The organism is Streptomyces sp. NPDC047525 (genome assembly GCF_040643025.1).
Classification (GTDB): domain Bacteria; phylum Actinomycetota; class Actinomycetes; order Streptomycetales; family Streptomycetaceae; genus Streptomyces; species Streptomyces durmitorensis.
Genome location: NZ_JBEYTL010000015.1, coordinates 39,801 through 53,770, shown reverse-complemented (window position 1 = coordinate 53,770; position 13,970 = coordinate 39,801). Strand labels below are relative to the sequence as shown.

General features: G+C 70.0%; 14 protein-coding genes and 1 pseudogene. 11 read left to right on the top strand and 4 right to left on the bottom strand.

Annotated elements, in window-relative coordinates:
- Positions 1 to 22: 22 nt before the first annotated feature.
- Positions 23 to 658, top strand: a complete 636-nt coding sequence (locus tag ABZ833_RS33670) for a hypothetical protein (protein WP_361054773.1) — start codon at positions 23 to 25, stop codon at positions 656 to 658.
- A gap of 47 nt (positions 659 to 705) precedes the next feature.
- On the opposite strand, the gene ABZ833_RS33665 is transcribed toward ABZ833_RS33670, so the two are convergent.
- Positions 706 to 1,665 carry a chitinase gene (locus ABZ833_RS33665; protein WP_361055173.1) on the bottom strand — a complete coding sequence of 320 codons (960 nt, stop codon included), beginning with the start codon at positions 1,663 to 1,665 and terminating at the stop codon, positions 706 to 708.
- Positions 1,666 to 2,065: 400 nt separating this feature from the next.
- On the opposite strand from ABZ833_RS33665, the gene ABZ833_RS33660 reads away from it, so the two are divergent.
- From ABZ833_RS33660 to ABZ833_RS33650, 3 genes and pseudogenes are all read left to right on the top strand, one after another.
- Positions 2,066 to 2,758 (top strand): demethylmenaquinone methyltransferase, encoded by a 693-nt coding sequence (locus tag ABZ833_RS33660; protein WP_361054770.1) that lies wholly within the window; start codon positions 2,066 to 2,068, stop codon positions 2,756 to 2,758.
- A 216-nt stretch (positions 2,759 to 2,974) separates the two neighbouring features.
- A pseudogene (locus ABZ833_RS33655) lies at positions 2,975 to 3,043 on the top strand (zinc-ribbon domain-containing protein); the annotation flags it as partial.
- Positions 3,044 to 3,136: 93 nt separating this feature from the next.
- Positions 3,137 to 5,653 carry a PT domain-containing protein gene (locus tag ABZ833_RS33650; RefSeq protein ID WP_361055215.1) on the top strand — a complete coding sequence of 839 codons (2,517 nt, stop codon included), beginning with the start codon at positions 3,137 to 3,139 and terminating at the stop codon, positions 5,651 to 5,653.
- A 21-nt stretch (positions 5,654 to 5,674) separates the two neighbouring features.
- On the opposite strand, the gene ABZ833_RS33645 is transcribed toward ABZ833_RS33650, so the two are convergent.
- Positions 5,675 to 5,959 (bottom strand): serine/threonine kinase, encoded by a 285-nt coding sequence (locus ABZ833_RS33645; RefSeq protein ID WP_361055170.1) that lies wholly within the window; start codon positions 5,957 to 5,959, stop codon positions 5,675 to 5,677.
- Positions 5,960 to 6,053: 94 nt separating this feature from the next.
- Positions 6,054 to 6,578 (bottom strand): GNAT family N-acetyltransferase, encoded by a 525-nt coding sequence (locus ABZ833_RS33640; RefSeq protein ID WP_361054767.1) that lies wholly within the window; start codon positions 6,576 to 6,578, stop codon positions 6,054 to 6,056.
- Positions 6,579 to 6,675: 97 nt separating this feature from the next.
- On the opposite strand from ABZ833_RS33640, the gene ABZ833_RS33635 reads away from it, so the two are divergent.
- From ABZ833_RS33635 to ABZ833_RS33625, 3 genes are read left to right on the top strand one after another with little or no spacing between them, the layout of a single operon-like run.
- Positions 6,676 to 7,965 carry a geranylgeranyl reductase family protein gene (locus ABZ833_RS33635; RefSeq protein ID WP_249588409.1) on the top strand — a complete coding sequence of 430 codons (1,290 nt, stop codon included), beginning with the start codon at positions 6,676 to 6,678 and terminating at the stop codon, positions 7,963 to 7,965.
- A gap of 7 nt (positions 7,966 to 7,972) precedes the next feature.
- Positions 7,973 to 8,710, top strand: a complete 738-nt coding sequence (locus tag ABZ833_RS33630) for an IclR family transcriptional regulator C-terminal domain-containing protein (protein WP_361054763.1) — start codon at positions 7,973 to 7,975, stop codon at positions 8,708 to 8,710.
- A 48-nt stretch (positions 8,711 to 8,758) separates the two neighbouring features.
- Positions 8,759 to 9,085 (top strand): putative quinol monooxygenase, encoded by a 327-nt coding sequence (locus ABZ833_RS33625; protein ID WP_249588406.1) that lies wholly within the window; start codon positions 8,759 to 8,761, stop codon positions 9,083 to 9,085.
- A gap of 82 nt (positions 9,086 to 9,167) precedes the next feature.
- Here ABZ833_RS33625 and ABZ833_RS33620 read toward each other — a convergent pair whose 3' ends face one another.
- A complete protein-coding gene (locus tag ABZ833_RS33620) occupies positions 9,168 to 9,983 on the bottom strand; it encodes a C40 family peptidase (protein ID WP_361054759.1) in 816 nt (271 codons plus the stop codon).
- Positions 9,984 to 10,982: 999 nt separating this feature from the next.
- On the opposite strand from ABZ833_RS33620, the gene ABZ833_RS33615 reads away from it, so the two are divergent.
- The 4 genes from ABZ833_RS33615 to ABZ833_RS33600 are packed head-to-tail and all read left to right on the top strand — an operon-like array spanning position 10,983 to position 13,958.
- On the top strand, positions 10,983 to 11,342 hold the full coding sequence (locus tag ABZ833_RS33615) for an NADH-quinone oxidoreductase subunit A (protein ID WP_003992243.1): 360 nt from the start codon (positions 10,983 to 10,985) through the stop codon (positions 11,340 to 11,342).
- A 20-nt stretch (positions 11,343 to 11,362) separates the two neighbouring features.
- Complete coding sequence (locus tag ABZ833_RS33610) at positions 11,363 to 11,917, top strand: NADH-quinone oxidoreductase subunit B (RefSeq protein ID WP_160506582.1); 555 nt, start codon at positions 11,363 to 11,365, stop codon at positions 11,915 to 11,917.
- A complete protein-coding gene (locus ABZ833_RS33605; RefSeq protein ID WP_249588404.1) occupies positions 11,914 to 12,636 on the top strand; it encodes an NADH-quinone oxidoreductase subunit C in 723 nt (240 codons plus the stop codon). The genes ABZ833_RS33610 and ABZ833_RS33605 overlap by 4 nt, the downstream gene beginning before the upstream one ends.
- Positions 12,636 to 13,958: an NADH-quinone oxidoreductase subunit D gene (locus tag ABZ833_RS33600; protein WP_361054754.1), complete on the top strand. Its 1,323-nt coding sequence runs from the start codon at positions 12,636 to 12,638 to the stop codon at positions 13,956 to 13,958. The genes ABZ833_RS33605 and ABZ833_RS33600 overlap by 1 nt, the downstream gene beginning before the upstream one ends.
- The last annotated feature ends 12 nt before the right edge of the window (positions 13,959 to 13,970 follow it).

The window sequence follows — 13,970 nt, the reverse complement described above, 5'->3', positions numbered from 1 at the left end:
GAACCAAGGAACTGAGGCCGCCGTGCTGACGATTCATGCCGCGCCGCTGGTCCTTCCGGTCGGCGCGGCGCCGGTGGCCGAAGGCGCGGTACTCGTCGACGGCGACCGGATCGCGGCCATCGGGCCGTACGAGGACGTGGTGGCCGCCCAGCCGCGCGCCCGCGTCAGGCAGTGGCCCGGCGTGATCACTCCGGGGCTTCGGCAGTGGCACGGCCGATGGCTCCTGACCCGCGTCTACCACCCCGATCCGCGCGAGGCCGACGAGCTCGGCACCGCGCCGATCCCGGACTTCGAGTGCGACGACGACGCCCGGTGGGCGGGGAGCGCGCGGCGCGGTCTGCAGCGGATGCTCGCGCACGGCACGACGCACGTCGGCGGGGATTTCCCCGACGGGGTGCGGCAGTCGGTGGCGCGGTCGGGGCTGCGCGAGGTGCCGGGCGCGTGGCGGCTGGCGCCGCCGCTGACGACTGGTCCTGACCTTGACCCCTTTGTCGAGGGGATCGACCTGGCGGGCACGGTCCACGGACCGCTGGCCGTCGGCGGGCGTGCCGACCTCGCCGCCTTCGATGTGCCCGACGAGGCGGCACTGGTCGAGCGCGGCGGGGCGACCTGCGTCGCCACGGTGCTCGGCGGACGCCTGGTGTACCGGCGCCGCTGATCTTCCGCGGGCCCGGTGGGGGCTTGTCGCGCAGTTCCCCGCGCCCCTTACGGGGCCGACAGAGTCTTCGCGAAAGCCCCCGGCTCCTGCTCCACCCCGCTGCACGAGTCCTGGGCCTTGGCCGTCGACGTGCCGTCCGGGCACTGCCGGTCGCGGAACGACGCCCACATCGAGACCCAGGCCAGGCCCTTCTTCTCGCCGTACGAACGGAGTCGGGCCGCGTCCGCGAGCGTGAACGTCTCGCCCTTCACGTCGTTCACGCCGATCATCGCGGTGACCGCGAGCCCCTTCCAGGCATTCCTGTCCGAGAGGCCGAAGGCCTTCTTGATCTGGGCGTGCGCCTTGGTGGCCGACGTGATCGCGTAGTCGCCCATGTCGCCGGTGAAGGACGTGCCGTAGTTCATCGCCATGATGTTCACCGTCGAGACCCGGGCGTCGTGGTCGTTGGCGGACTCAAGCAGCGCCACGCTGTCCGCGTCCAGACCCGACGGCATCACGGGCAGCGTGAAGGTCGCCTTGAGGTCGCGCTTCTTCTGCAGCAGCGCGATCGCCTCGGAGCGGCGGGCGACGGAGGCGGAATCGGTGAGCGCGTCGCCCTCGATGTCGAAGTCGGCCTCGCTCGCGCCGGTGGCGTCCAGGACCTCGGCGTAGGCGTCGGCGAGTTCGGACGCGCTGTCGCAGGTGAGCGCGAGCTCCTTGCCCGCCGCGCCGCCGAAGGAGACACGGACGGTGCCGCCCGAGGACTTCAGCTTCGCGATCCGGGACTTCACGGCGGCGTCGTCGACGTCCGTCGTCCCGCCCCACACGGGCGTGCAGTCGCTGCCGTCCGCGACGGCGAAGGCCACGTTGTACGCCGACGGGGTGCCGGAGCTGTCGCTGTCCCCGGCGGTCGTGGCGCTGACGTACGGGGCGTAGGCGGTGGTGGGTTCGGGCGTCGCGGACGCCTCGGAGGGCGATGTGCTCGACCGGGCCTCTGTGCTGCCGGACTCCGAGCACCCGGAGCACATCAGCACGACCAGACAGCCGAGACCGGCGGCCGGCTTCAGCAAGCGCCGGGTATTCCGCACGCCTCGTATGTTCCGCACGCTTTACTCGCTCACTTGCTCTCGCGCTCGCGCGCTGCCGTGAAGTTCCTGAACCAGGGGAATGGGCTGGCTTTTCAACGTACAGGGAGACGAGTTCAGGGAGTTTTGCGAAAGTGGCCTGCTTGCCTCCTCGAATGCATATGGCCCGCTTCGGGTTCTCGACCGGCTCGTGACGGTCTTCGAGCGGTGGCTGCCGCTGGACAGTCAGGGGTTCCTGTTCGGCGCGGGCCCCGGCCGCTGCCGTGAGCCGCTTCGCGCCCGCTTCGCGCCCGCTCCGTGAGCCGCCTCCTTGAGCCGCCGCCCGTACTGCCACAATGGCCGGGTGACCCGCGCATCTCTGGACAAGCAGCCGCACGAAGTCGCCTCGATGTTCGACGACGTGGCGGAGAAGTACGACCTGACGAACGACGTGCTGTCGCTCGGGCAGGCCCGGCTGTGGCGCAAGGAGGTCGCGAAGGCCGTCGACGCGCGGCCCGCGCAGAAGGTCCTCGACCTCGCCGCGGGGACCGCCACCTCGTCGCAGCCCTTCGCCCAGGCGGGCGCGTACGTCGTGCCCTGCGACTTCTCGCTCGGCATGCTCCAGGTCGGCAAGGGCCGCCACCCCTGGATGCCGTTCACGGCCGGGGACGCGACGAAGCTGCCGTTCAAGGACGACACGTTCGACGCCGTCACGATCTCCTTCGGCCTGCGCAACGTCCACGAGACGGACGAGGCGCTGCGCGAGATGTACCGCGTGACGAAGCCCGGCGGCCGGGTCGTCATCTGCGAGTTCTCGCACGCGACGTGGGCGCCGTTCCGCACGGTCTACGAGGAGTACCTGATGCGGGCGCTGCCGCCGGTCGCGCGCACGGTCTCCTCCAACCCCGACGCGTACGTCTATCTCGCGGAGTCCATCCGCTCCTGGCCGGACCAGCCGACGCTGGCCGCGCGGTTGCAGGGCGCGGGCTGGTCGAAGGTGGCGTGGCGGAATCTGACGGGTGGGGTCGTGGCCCTGCACCGGGGGTTCAAGGCCTAGGCCTGCGCCCTTTCCGCGCCTGGACCGGGAGCGCGCAGAATCCTGCGTTGTGAACCGAGTTGACGGGAACCAGCCGCCGGGCAAGATGTGTCCGTTGTGATACGACTCCGCCGACGCGACGGGTCGATGCGAAGCCGCTCTTTCGCACCGGCCGCCGCGGGATCTTTCGGCACGGGTCGGTCATTCTGGTCATCTCCCCAATGACGGAGCGTTCCCATGGCGTCGCATTGCCCTCACTGCGGGGCACCCACCCCTGACGAGGCCCGCTTCTGCATGAAGTGCGGGCGAGAGCGTCCGCGTGACACGACGGTGGACGCGGGGCCCGCGGAGCTGCCTGCGGCCGAGCTTGGGGTCCCGACCTCCGCGGATGCGGCGCCGGTGGAACCTGAGGCCGACGCACCCGCCGGTGAGGCGCCGGAAGCTCCGGCGCCCGAAGTCACGCCCGCAGGCCCCGGGTTCACCGCGACCTCCCTGCCCGCGCCCGCACTTCCGCCCGCCCCGGCGCCCGCCACCCCCGCATCCCCGCCCCCTCCCGCGTACGTTCCCGCGGCGCCCGCCGCTCCCTCGCCCCTCGGCGCCTTCTTCGGACGGGCGTTCAGGGGCGACTGGGCCGGGGCCGCGCAAGCCGCCCTGTGGCCGGTGGGGTTGGTGCTCGTCGCGGCTGTCGCACTGGCCATTCCCTCCTACGGGCAGGGCGACGACAGTGACGTCGTCGTCGGGTTCGGCGAGCGGATGCGGATCGCTCTCGCGCTGCTGCTCCAGGCCGTCGGCGGCGGCTTCGAGATCTCCGGGAGCGAGCGGCAGCAGTCGTCGCTCTTCGGCGGCGAGAGCTCCAGCGTGGACGTCGCCTTCGACGGCACCGCCACGCTGCACCTCATTCCGCTCACCGCCACCGCGCTGTGGATCGGGGCCCTCTTCATCGGCGTACGCATCCTGCGCAACCGCGTCCTCCTGCGCTCCGGAGGCCTCGGCGGCGGCACGGCGGGGCTCGAATCGGCCGTGCGCGTCACCCTGTTGGTGACCGTGGGCACCCTCGTGCTCAGCCTCTTCGCACAGCCCGAGATCGAGGGCGTCGAGCTCTCCTCCTCGCCGGTGCTCGCCGCACTCGGTGCCTTCGTCCTCGGCATCGCCGTCTGTGGCGGTGTGCTGCACCGCCACGACCTGGCCCACTGGCTGGCGGCGCGGCCCGGCTGGCAGGCGGCGTTCCGCGCCACCGGCACCGCGCTGCGGGCGCTCGCGATCGTGCTCGTGCTCTGCTCGGTCGTCGCGTTCATCAGCCTCGCCCAGATCGACGACCTCGAAGGCCTCACCGACCTCGACGACGCGGACGTGTCCCCGCTGCTCATCGCCCTGCTCCTGCTGCCGAACCTCGGCGCGGCCGCCCTCGGCCTCGGCTGGGGAGCGCCGCTCGACGCGTCGGTGCAGGGGAGCAGTTCGGCGTACGGCGGTGGCTACGAGAGCGAGTCCTTCGGGCTCTCCGAGCTCGGCGACGTCACCAACGACTGGGCGATCGCGGGCGCGTTGGCACTCGGGCTCGTGTGTGCGCTGACCATCGGCGTCCTCGCCGCACGCCGCTCCGCCCACCGAGGCGAGCAACTGCTCGCCGCCGGTGTCTTCTTCGGGCTCTTCCTGCTCCTTGCCGGGCTCAGCGGATTCAGCGTCGACGCCTCCGGGAGCGCGGCGTCGGAGTTCGGCGGAGGCGGCGGCGGGAGCGGCTCGGGCAACGGCAGCTTCGAGGCGGGCGTGAGCGTGCCGGACGCGCTGCTGTTCGGGCTGCTCTGGGTGTTCGCCGCCGCGTTGATCGCGCCGTTCCTGCTCCAGATGACGGGACAGCGGACGGGCGTCCTGGCGCCGATGCCGCAGGTTCCTCCGATGCCGGCGGGACCCGCGGGCGCGCCCGGCGCCATCGGCGCTCCCGGTTCCGTGTCCACCGCGCCCACCGAAGGCGCCGTCGGTGCAGTCGGTGCAGTCGGTGCAGTCGGTGCAGTCGGTGCAGTCGGTGCAGTCGGCGCCGTGGGGCCCGTCACCGGCGACGCCCCCGCGCCCGGAGTCGCCACCCCGGCGCCCCAACCCGCGTACGACCCGGCCGCGAACCCGGCCTACGCCCCCGCCGCCTACGACCCCCACACCTTCCAGCTGCACCAGCGGCCCCCGGCCACCCCTCAGTCCCGCCGCACCGCCCTCTGGGTCGGTACCCTCGCCGCCGCCTTCCTCATCGGCAGCGGCATCGCGGCCGGCGTCCTGCTCTGGCAGAACAACGACGACGGCAAGGCCGACAAGGCCGGGGGCAAGGACGACAAGCCCGCCATCAGCCGCAGCGAGAACCCCACCCAGGACCCCACCGAGGACCCCACCGAGGCGCCGTCGCCGTCCCCCACGTTCACTCCCACCGAAGAGCCGAGCGAGACCCCCGACACCGTGGACGAGGGCCCCGAACTGCCCGCAGGCTACGACCTGGTGTCCGACGTGAGCGGCTTCGAGTTCGCCGTGCCCGACGGCTGGACCCGGCAGGGCGAGGAACGGCCGGGCCAGGTCGTGTACGCCGGGTCGACGGGCCGGGAGGAGTTCATCGTCGGCGTGGTCCCGAACGCCCCGTACACCTCGTACCAGAACTTCACGACCATCGAGAAGGATGCCAAGAAGGACCCGAAGAAGTCGGACTACGAGCGGATCCGTCTTGAGCCGAACACCTTCCAGGGGCGCAGCGGCGCGATCTGGGAGTACACCTACACCGACACGGCGGGCCGCGAGATCCATGCCCTGAACCAGAGTTACGTCGCGGACAACGGCACCGAGTACGCCATCCAGCTCTCCTGGCGCGCGGACTTCTGGCCCGCGGTCGAGGGCGAGGAGACCCACAGGACCGCGCTCGAACACTGGCGGATCAACGGCTGAGGCACCCGGCGGCTCCGTGCCTCACGGCATGGCGCCGACCTCGTTCCCCGGCTCGTCCAGTTCCTGGCGCAGCCCGCCGTCCCCGGGCCCCGGGCGGCGCGGCTCGCGCACCCCCGCGCCGCCGTCGCCCTCGCCGGGGCCGAGCTCGAACCAGACGGTGACGACGGCGTCGCGCGGGATCCACATGTCGGGGAGCGGGTACTGCCGGACGACATGGTCGAGGACGACGAGGTGGAAGTCGGGGCGGTCCGGCGCCGCGAGCAGCACGCCGTGCTTCGCCGCCGACTCGCGCGCGTCGACGGCCATCAGACCGATCAGCCGCGGCACGCGCACTTCGTCGGCTGTCCTGGGTGCCTTCGGCACGGGCGTCACCCCCCAGCGGTACCGGCAGGGTAGACCGCTACAGGGCGAGCCGGAAGCGGTGTGCCTGCCGCTTCGACGGCGTCGTGAAGGTCTCGGCCAGCTCCATGCCGAGCCGCCGGGCCACCGCGGCGGACCGCGCGTTGCGGGCGTCGACCATCGCCACCACATGCCCCACGCCCGCCGCGCGCACCCGCTCCAGGGTGGCCTGCGCGGCTGCGGTCGCGTACCCCTTCCCCCAGGCGGCGCGGCCGAGCCGCCAGCCGATCTCGATCTCGCCCTTGGGTCCCCAGTCGTGCGGCCAGGGCTGCGCTCCGGTGAAGCCGATCGGCTCGCCGTCCGCGTCGAGCAACGTCCAGAAGCAGAAACCGCGTTCGGCGTCGTGTCTGCGCTGCCGGGCGGTCAGCTCCTCGTACACGGAGAGCTCGGCCGACGCACCGCTGCCGAAGAACTCCATGACGTCCGGATCGTCGAAGAGCCGGTGCCAGACGAAGGCGTCCTCGTGGGTCGGAACACGCAGCTGTACGGCGGGCAGGGTCTTCGTCGGCAGTGCCTGCTTTGTCACGGGTGGCCCTTCGGCTTGCTGATCAGTACCGCTGCATAGACTGCCCATAACCCGTGCCCTCCGGCACACAGATTTCGAGCCTTGGGGAGAACCCGCCGTGACCGAGCCCCAGCCCCTCACCGAACACACCGCTGATGTGATCGTCGTCGGGGCCGGGCCAGCCGGTTCCACGACCGCCTACTACTTGGCGAAGGCCGGACTCGACGTACTCCTCCTGGAGAAGACCGCGTTCCCAAGGGAAAAGGTCTGCGGCGACGGCCTGACGCCGCGCGCCACCAAACAGCTCGTCTCCATGGGGATCGACATCTCCGAGGAGGCGGGCTGGCTGCGGAACAAGGGCCTGAGGATCATCGGGGGCGGCGTTCGGCTCCAACTGGATTGGCCGGAACTCGCCGCCTACCCGAACTACGGCCTCGTCCGTAAGCGCGACGACTTCGACGAGCAGCTCGCCAACCAGGCCCAGAAGGCGGGCGCCCGCCTGCACCAGCGCTGCAACGTCGGCGCCCCGATCGTCGACGACCGCACGGGCCGCATCACCGGCGTGCACGCCAAGCTCGGCGAGGAGAAGACCCCGGTCACCTTCCACGCCCCGCTGGTGGTCGCCGCCGACGGCAACTCGACGCGGCTCTCCCTCGCGATGGGGCTGCACCGCCGCGACGACCGCCCGATGGGCGTCGCCGTCCGTACGTACTTCACCTCGCCCCGCCACGACGACGACTACCTGGAGTCCTGGCTGGAGCTGTGGGACCGGCGCGGCTCCGAGGACCGGCTCCTTCCCGGCTACGGCTGGATCTTCGGCATGGGCGACGGCACGTCGAACGTCGGGCTCGGCATCCTCGACTCCTCCTCCGCCTACAAGGAGCTGGACTGGCGCGAGGTGCTGAAGGCCTGGTGCGCCTCGATGCCGGAGGACTGGGGCTACACCCCGGACAACATGACGATGCCGATCCGCGGCGCCGCCCTGCCCATGGCCTTCAACCGCCAGCCGCACTACACCAAGGGCCTGCTCCTGGTCGGCGACGCGGGCGGCATGGTGAACCCCTTCAACGGCGAGGGCATCGCGTACGCCATGGAGTCCGGGCAGATCGCGGCGGACGTCATCGTCCAGGCGCACGCCCGGCAGACTCCCGCCCAGCGGGAGTTGGCGCTGCACCGCTACCCGAAGGTCCTCAAGGACACCTACGGCGGCTACTACACGCTGGGCCGCGCCTTCGTGAAGCTCATCGGCAACCCGAAGGTCATGAAGATCGCCACGCAGCGCGGTCTGACCCACCCGATGCTGATGCGCTTCACGCTGAAGATGCTGGCGAACCTGACCGACCCGACGGGCGGCGACGCGATGGACCGCATCATCAACGGCCTGAGCAAGGTGGCCCCGAAGGCGTGAGTACCCCATGAGCGCGGACCCCGGTCCCGCATCGGTGGACCGGGCGCTCGACCTCCTGGAGGCGATCGCCCGGGCCCCCGGCCCCGTCCCCGCCAAGGTGCTCGCCGGTGAACTCGGCTGCGCCCTGTCGACCGTGTACCACCTGCTCGCGCCGCTCACCGCGCGCGGACACGTGGAGCGCACGGGCGCCGGATACGCGCTCGGGCCGCGCGTGCCCGCCCTCTACCGCTCCTTCCAGCGGCACGCCGGGATCGACGAGGCAAGCAGAGGGCTCCTGTTGGGCGTACGAAGGGCTGTCGGCGCCCATGCCTATCTGAGCGCGCGGCGAGGCAGCCGGATCGCGGTCGTCGACAGCACCGCGTCGCTGGGGGAGAGCGACCCCTTCGAGGTCGGCCTCGACCGGGGCGCCCACGCCACCGCCCACGGCAAGGTGCTGCTCGCCTCGCTGAGCCGGGCGGCCAGACGCCGCTACCTCGACGCGCACGGTCTGCCGCGCCTCACCGAGAACACGATCACAAGCCCCGACCGCTTCGAGGCCGAGCTGCGCCGGGTGCGCGCGGCGGGCGTCGCCGTGTCGGTGGGGGAGACGGACCCCGCGTTCACCTGCGTGGCCGTGCCGCTGCCGGACGGTGCGCGGGCCCTGTCGGTCTCGCTGCCGACCGCCGCCTACCGCGGGCGGCAGCGGGAGTTGGCGCGGGTTCTCACGCGGGCCGCGCGGCGCGGGTTTCCGACCCTGCCGGAATAGGGACATCTCCGGCTTGCCCCGCGCGGCGGTCGGCAGGACGCTGGCCGCATGATTTTCATCGCCGTCAAGTTCACCGTCCGCCCCGAGCACGCCGACACCTGGCTGGAGCGGACCGCCGAGTTCACGCGGGCCACGCGCGCGGAGGAGGGCAACCTCTTCTACGACTGGTCCCGCAGCGTGGACGACCCCAACCAGTTCGTCCTCCTGGAGGGCTTCGCCTCGCAGGAGGCGGGCGCCGCGCACGTCGGTTCCGACCACTTCAAGGCCGCCATGGAGACGATGTCCGAGGCGATCGCCTCGACCCCGGAGATCATCCACACGGAGATCCCGGGCAGCAGCTGGTCGGAGATGGGCGAGCTCTCGCCGAAGAGCTGACGCCTGCGCCTCGCTGGACGCACGGAAGGGCCGGGAACCCCACAGGGGGGTTCCCGGCCCTTCCAGGTGGCTGTGAGGGCCCTCAGAGGACGCGCACGGCGCCGTCGGCGGGGTAGCCCGACAGGTCCTGGATGACAACGCCCTTGCCGGGGTTGGCGGCGTCGAGGTACTGACCGTTACCGATGTACACACCCACGTGGTACGCGGAGCCCGCGCCACCCCAGTAAAGGATGTCGCCCACCTGGACGTTGGAGAGCGAGACCGGCGTACCGGAGACCGACTGGTCCTGCGAGACGCGCGGAAGGTCCACGCCCGCCTGCTTGAACGCGGCCTGGACGAGGCTGGAGCAGTCCCAGGCGTTGGGTCCTGAGGCACCCATGACGTACGCGTCGCCGAGCTGGGCCTTGAGGAAGCTGATGACCGTGCCGACGCTGCCGCTGGCCGGGGCCGGCGTGTCGGCGGTGGCGGCGCTGGAGCCGCCGGCGGCGCTGAGCGTGGTGCGCTCGGCGGAACGCGAGGCGCGCTCCTCCTCCGCCTTCTTCTTGGCGGCGGCCTCGGCCTTCGCCTTGGCCTCGGCCTTCTTCTCGGCCTGAGCCTGGTCTTCCTTGGCCTGCTTGGCGGCCTTCACGGCGGCCGCGTCCTGCTCGGCACGGAGCTCGTAGCTGTCGGCGGTCTGCTGCGTGGCTTCCGCGGACTGCGCGATCTGCGTGGAGAGATCCGTGGTGAGCGTGGGCATTTCGATGGTCTCGGTCACCGGCTCGGCGGCGGTCGCCGTGCCAGCGGCCGCGGCCACTGCCAGGGTGCTGAGGACGCCACCGGCAACTCCGGCGCGCAGGGCCTGCTTCGTGGCGCTACGACGGGGCTTCCGGTGGCTGGGTATGTGAGCGGTGTGGGACATGAGACCAACCGCTATCAGGGAGTCCGGGTTCCCTTCAAGAAACGTGGGCTGCGCCACAGTTGCCCGCGGAGGCCTCGAATCCCGGGCGTGTCACTTCTTATTGACGCCGTAACGGGCAATGCGGACAACGGCGATCACGCCTGTGATCATGGGTTTTCTGCGATACGCCCGAATTGCCCGTGGACTACCACCGGTTGAGTCGGTTGGCCAAGCCCCGCTTCTCCGCCGGATCATGGGGTGTGGCACAGGTCACATGTTTGACCCTAGGGGATCTCCCTGAGATCCCGCCGAGACCTTCCTGAGATCTCCCGAAGAAATCAGGGGTGTTGTGGGTGTGGGGGATCGGTGACGGATCGACGCCGGATCGACGAGGAGCCGGTGTTCGGTCGATGCGGAACCGGCGGCGGTTCGATGTGGACCCGACGACGGTTCGATGCGGATCCGGCGACGGTCGATGCGAACCCGGCGATGGATCGATGTGGATCGGGTGCCGATTCGCGCTCGGTCCGAGCGCGCCGAATCGGTCCCGTCGGTCGGCTCGGTCCGAGCGCGTCGACTCGGCCCCCCTCGGCCGCGTGCCGACCGCTCGTGAATCTGTGCACGCGTCCACGGCTGTCCACCCTCATCCACACCTCTCCCGCCAAAGTGTGAACGAGCCGCCACTATCAAGCCATCGCGTCCAGCGCCAATTTGCTTGCGGCGGCCATCGCTTGATAGGGCGACCCCCTCCCGACCAGCGGTAACTCGCTGAGATGTCACCTCTGGTGATCACTCAGGCGCTTCGCGTATGAAGATCACCGCTCATCCGACTTCATGATCCTTCGTCAGGTGGTGGAGATCACAAAGCCGTTGTCGCACCCCGTGTCGCAGATCACAGACCGGCGGGCATAAGATGCGGGGCAGTTGGGCTTGTGACCTGCTTCACATGTACGCGATCTTCGCGGGCCGCAGTCCGATGCAACCGCCAACAGTCAGTGCCGACTGAGAGGAGCGAGGAGCGTGAACGCCTATGCGCCCATCCTCGTGCTGGGAGCCCTCGGGGCAGGCTTTGCGATCTTCTCCGTGGTCATGGCCACGCTTATCGGTCCAAAGCGGTACAACCGCGCCAAGCTCGAGGCGTATGAGTGCGGAATCGAGCCGACGCCGACTCCGGCCGGTGGTGGGCGATTCCCCATCAAGTACTACCTGACGGCGATGCTCTTCATCGTCTTCGACATCGAGATCGTCTTCCTTTACCCCTGGGCCGTCACGTTCGACGCGCTGGGGATTTTCGGGCTCGTGGAGATGCTGCTCTTCGTGCTCACCGTCTTCGTCGCGTACGCGTACGTATGGCGGCGCGGCGGCCTGGAATGGGACTAAGGGTCTGAGGGGCAAAGAGCATGGGACTCGAAGAGAAACTGCCGAGCGGATTTCTGCTCACCACCGTCGAACAGGCCGCGGGCTGGGTGCGCAAGTCATCCGTCTTCCCCGCGACCTTCGGCCTCGCGTGCTGCGCCATCGAGATGATGACGACGGGAGCCGGGCGCTATGACCTGGCTCGCTTCGGCATGGAGGTCTTCCGCGGTTCACCGCGCCAGGCCGACCTGATGATCGTGGCCGGACGCGTGAGCCAGAAGATGGCGCCGGTCCTGCGGCAGGTCTATGACCAGATGCCCAACCCCAAGTGGGTCATTTCCATGGGGGTTTGCGCTTCATCGGGCGGGATGTTCAACAATTACGCGATTGTGCAGGGTGTGGACCACATTGTCCCTGTTGACATCTATTTGCCCGGCTGTCCGCCGCGGCCCGAGATGCTGATGGACGCGATCCTCAAGCTCCACCAGAAGATCCAGGGCGGAAAGCTCGGGGTCAACGCCGAGGAAGCGGCCCGCGAGGCGGAGGAGGCGGCCCTCAAGGCCCTCCCCACCATCGAGATGAAGGGGCTGCTGCGGTGAGCGACGCGCACGACGAGCACCTGAACGGAAACGGCGTCCCTGCCCCTCGCGACGAGGCCGGCGAGGTCATCGGCGTACGCAAGGGCATGTTCGGCGCCAACAACGGCGGCGACACGTCCGGTTACGGCGGGCTCGTGCGGACGGTCACCCTGCCGGGCGCCACCGCGCGCCCCTACGGCGGCTGGTTCGACGAAGTCGCGGACGAGCTGGAGGGGGCCCTGGAAGAACAGGGGCTCCTGCCCGAGAACGCGATCGAGAAGACGGTCGTCGACCGCGACGAGCTCACCTTCCACATCGCGCGCGAGCACCTCGTGAGGGTCGCCCAGACCCTGCGCGACGACCCGGCCCTGCGCTTCGAGCTCTGCACGGGCGTCTCGGGGGTCCACTTCACCGAGGACAAGGGCCGCGAGCTGCACGCCGTCTACCACCTGCGCTCGATCACCCACAACCGCCTGATCCGGCTCGAAGTCAGTGCCCCTGACGCCGATCCGCACGTTCCCTCGCTGGTCGCGGTCTATCCGACCAACGACTGGCACGAGCGCGAGACGTACGACTTCTTCGGCCTGATCTTCGACGGTCACCCAGCCCTTACGCGGATCATGATGCCGGACGACTGGCAGGGCTTCCCGCAGCGCAAGGACTACCCCCTCGGCGGCATCCCCGTCGAGTACAAGGGCGCCCAGATCCCGGCTCCGGACCAGCGGAGGTCGTACAGCTGATGAGCACGTCACATGCATCCGCGCGCGAGACGACCGAGGGGACTGTATATACAGTCACCGGCGGCGACTGGGACGAGGTCGTCCAGTCCGCGGCCCGGTCCGACGACGAGCGCATCATCGTCAACATGGGTCCGCAGCACCCCTCCACCCATGGTGTGCTCCGGCTCATCCTGGAGATCGAGGGCGAGACCGTCTCCGAGGCCCGTTGCGGCATCGGCTATCTGCACACGGGCATCGAGAAGAACCTCGAGTACCGCACGTGGACGCAGGGCACGACGTTCGTCACGCGCATGGACTACCTGACGCCGTTCTTCAACGAGACGGCGTACTGCCTCGGGGTCGAGAAGCTCCTCGGCATCGAGGACCAGATCCCGGACCGCGCCTCGGTCATCCGCGTGCTCCTGATGGAGCTCAACCGGCTCTCCTCGCACCTGGTGTGCATCGCCACCGGCGGCATGGAGCTGGGCGCGACGACGATCATGATCTACGGCTTCCGTGATCGTGAACTCGTTCTCGACATCTTCGAGTTGATCACCGGCCTGCGCATGAACCACGCGTACGTCCGGCCCGGCGGACTCGCCCAGGACCTGCCCCCGGGCGCGGTGGACCAGATCCGCGAGTTCGTGAAGAAGATGAGCAAGAACCTCGGCGAGTACGACAAGCTCGCCACCGGTAACCCCATCTTCAAGGCCCGCATGCAGGACGTCGGCTATCTCGACCTCGCGGGCTGCATGGCCCTCGGCGCCACGGGCCCTGTCCTGCGCTCGGCGGGCCTGCCGCACGACCTGCGCAAGTCGGAGCCCTACTGCGGCTACGAGAACTACGAGTTCGACGTGCCGACCGCCGACACCTGCGACTCCTACGGACGCTTCCTGATCCGCCTGGAGGAGATGCGCCAGTCGCTGCGCATCGTCGAGCAGTGCCTGGACCGCCTGGCGCCGGGTCCGGTCATGGTCGAGGACAAGAAGATCGCCTGGCCCGCGCAACTGGCGCTCGGCCCGGACGGCCTCGGCAACTCGCTCGATCACATCAAGAAGATCATGGGCACCTCCATGGAGGCCCTGATCCACCACTTCAAGCTGGTGACCGAGGGCTTCAGGGTCCCGGCCGGGCAGGCGTACACCGCGGTCGAGTCGCCCAAGGGCGAGCTCGGGGTGCATGTCGTCTCCGACGGCGGCACCCGCCCCTACCGGGTCCACTTCCGCGACCCGTCCTTCACCAACCTGCAGGCCATGGCGGCGATGTGCGAGGGCGGCCAGGTCGCCGACGTCATCGTCGCCGTCGCGTCCATCGACCCCGTGATGGGAGGCGTCGACCGGTGACCACCACTCCCC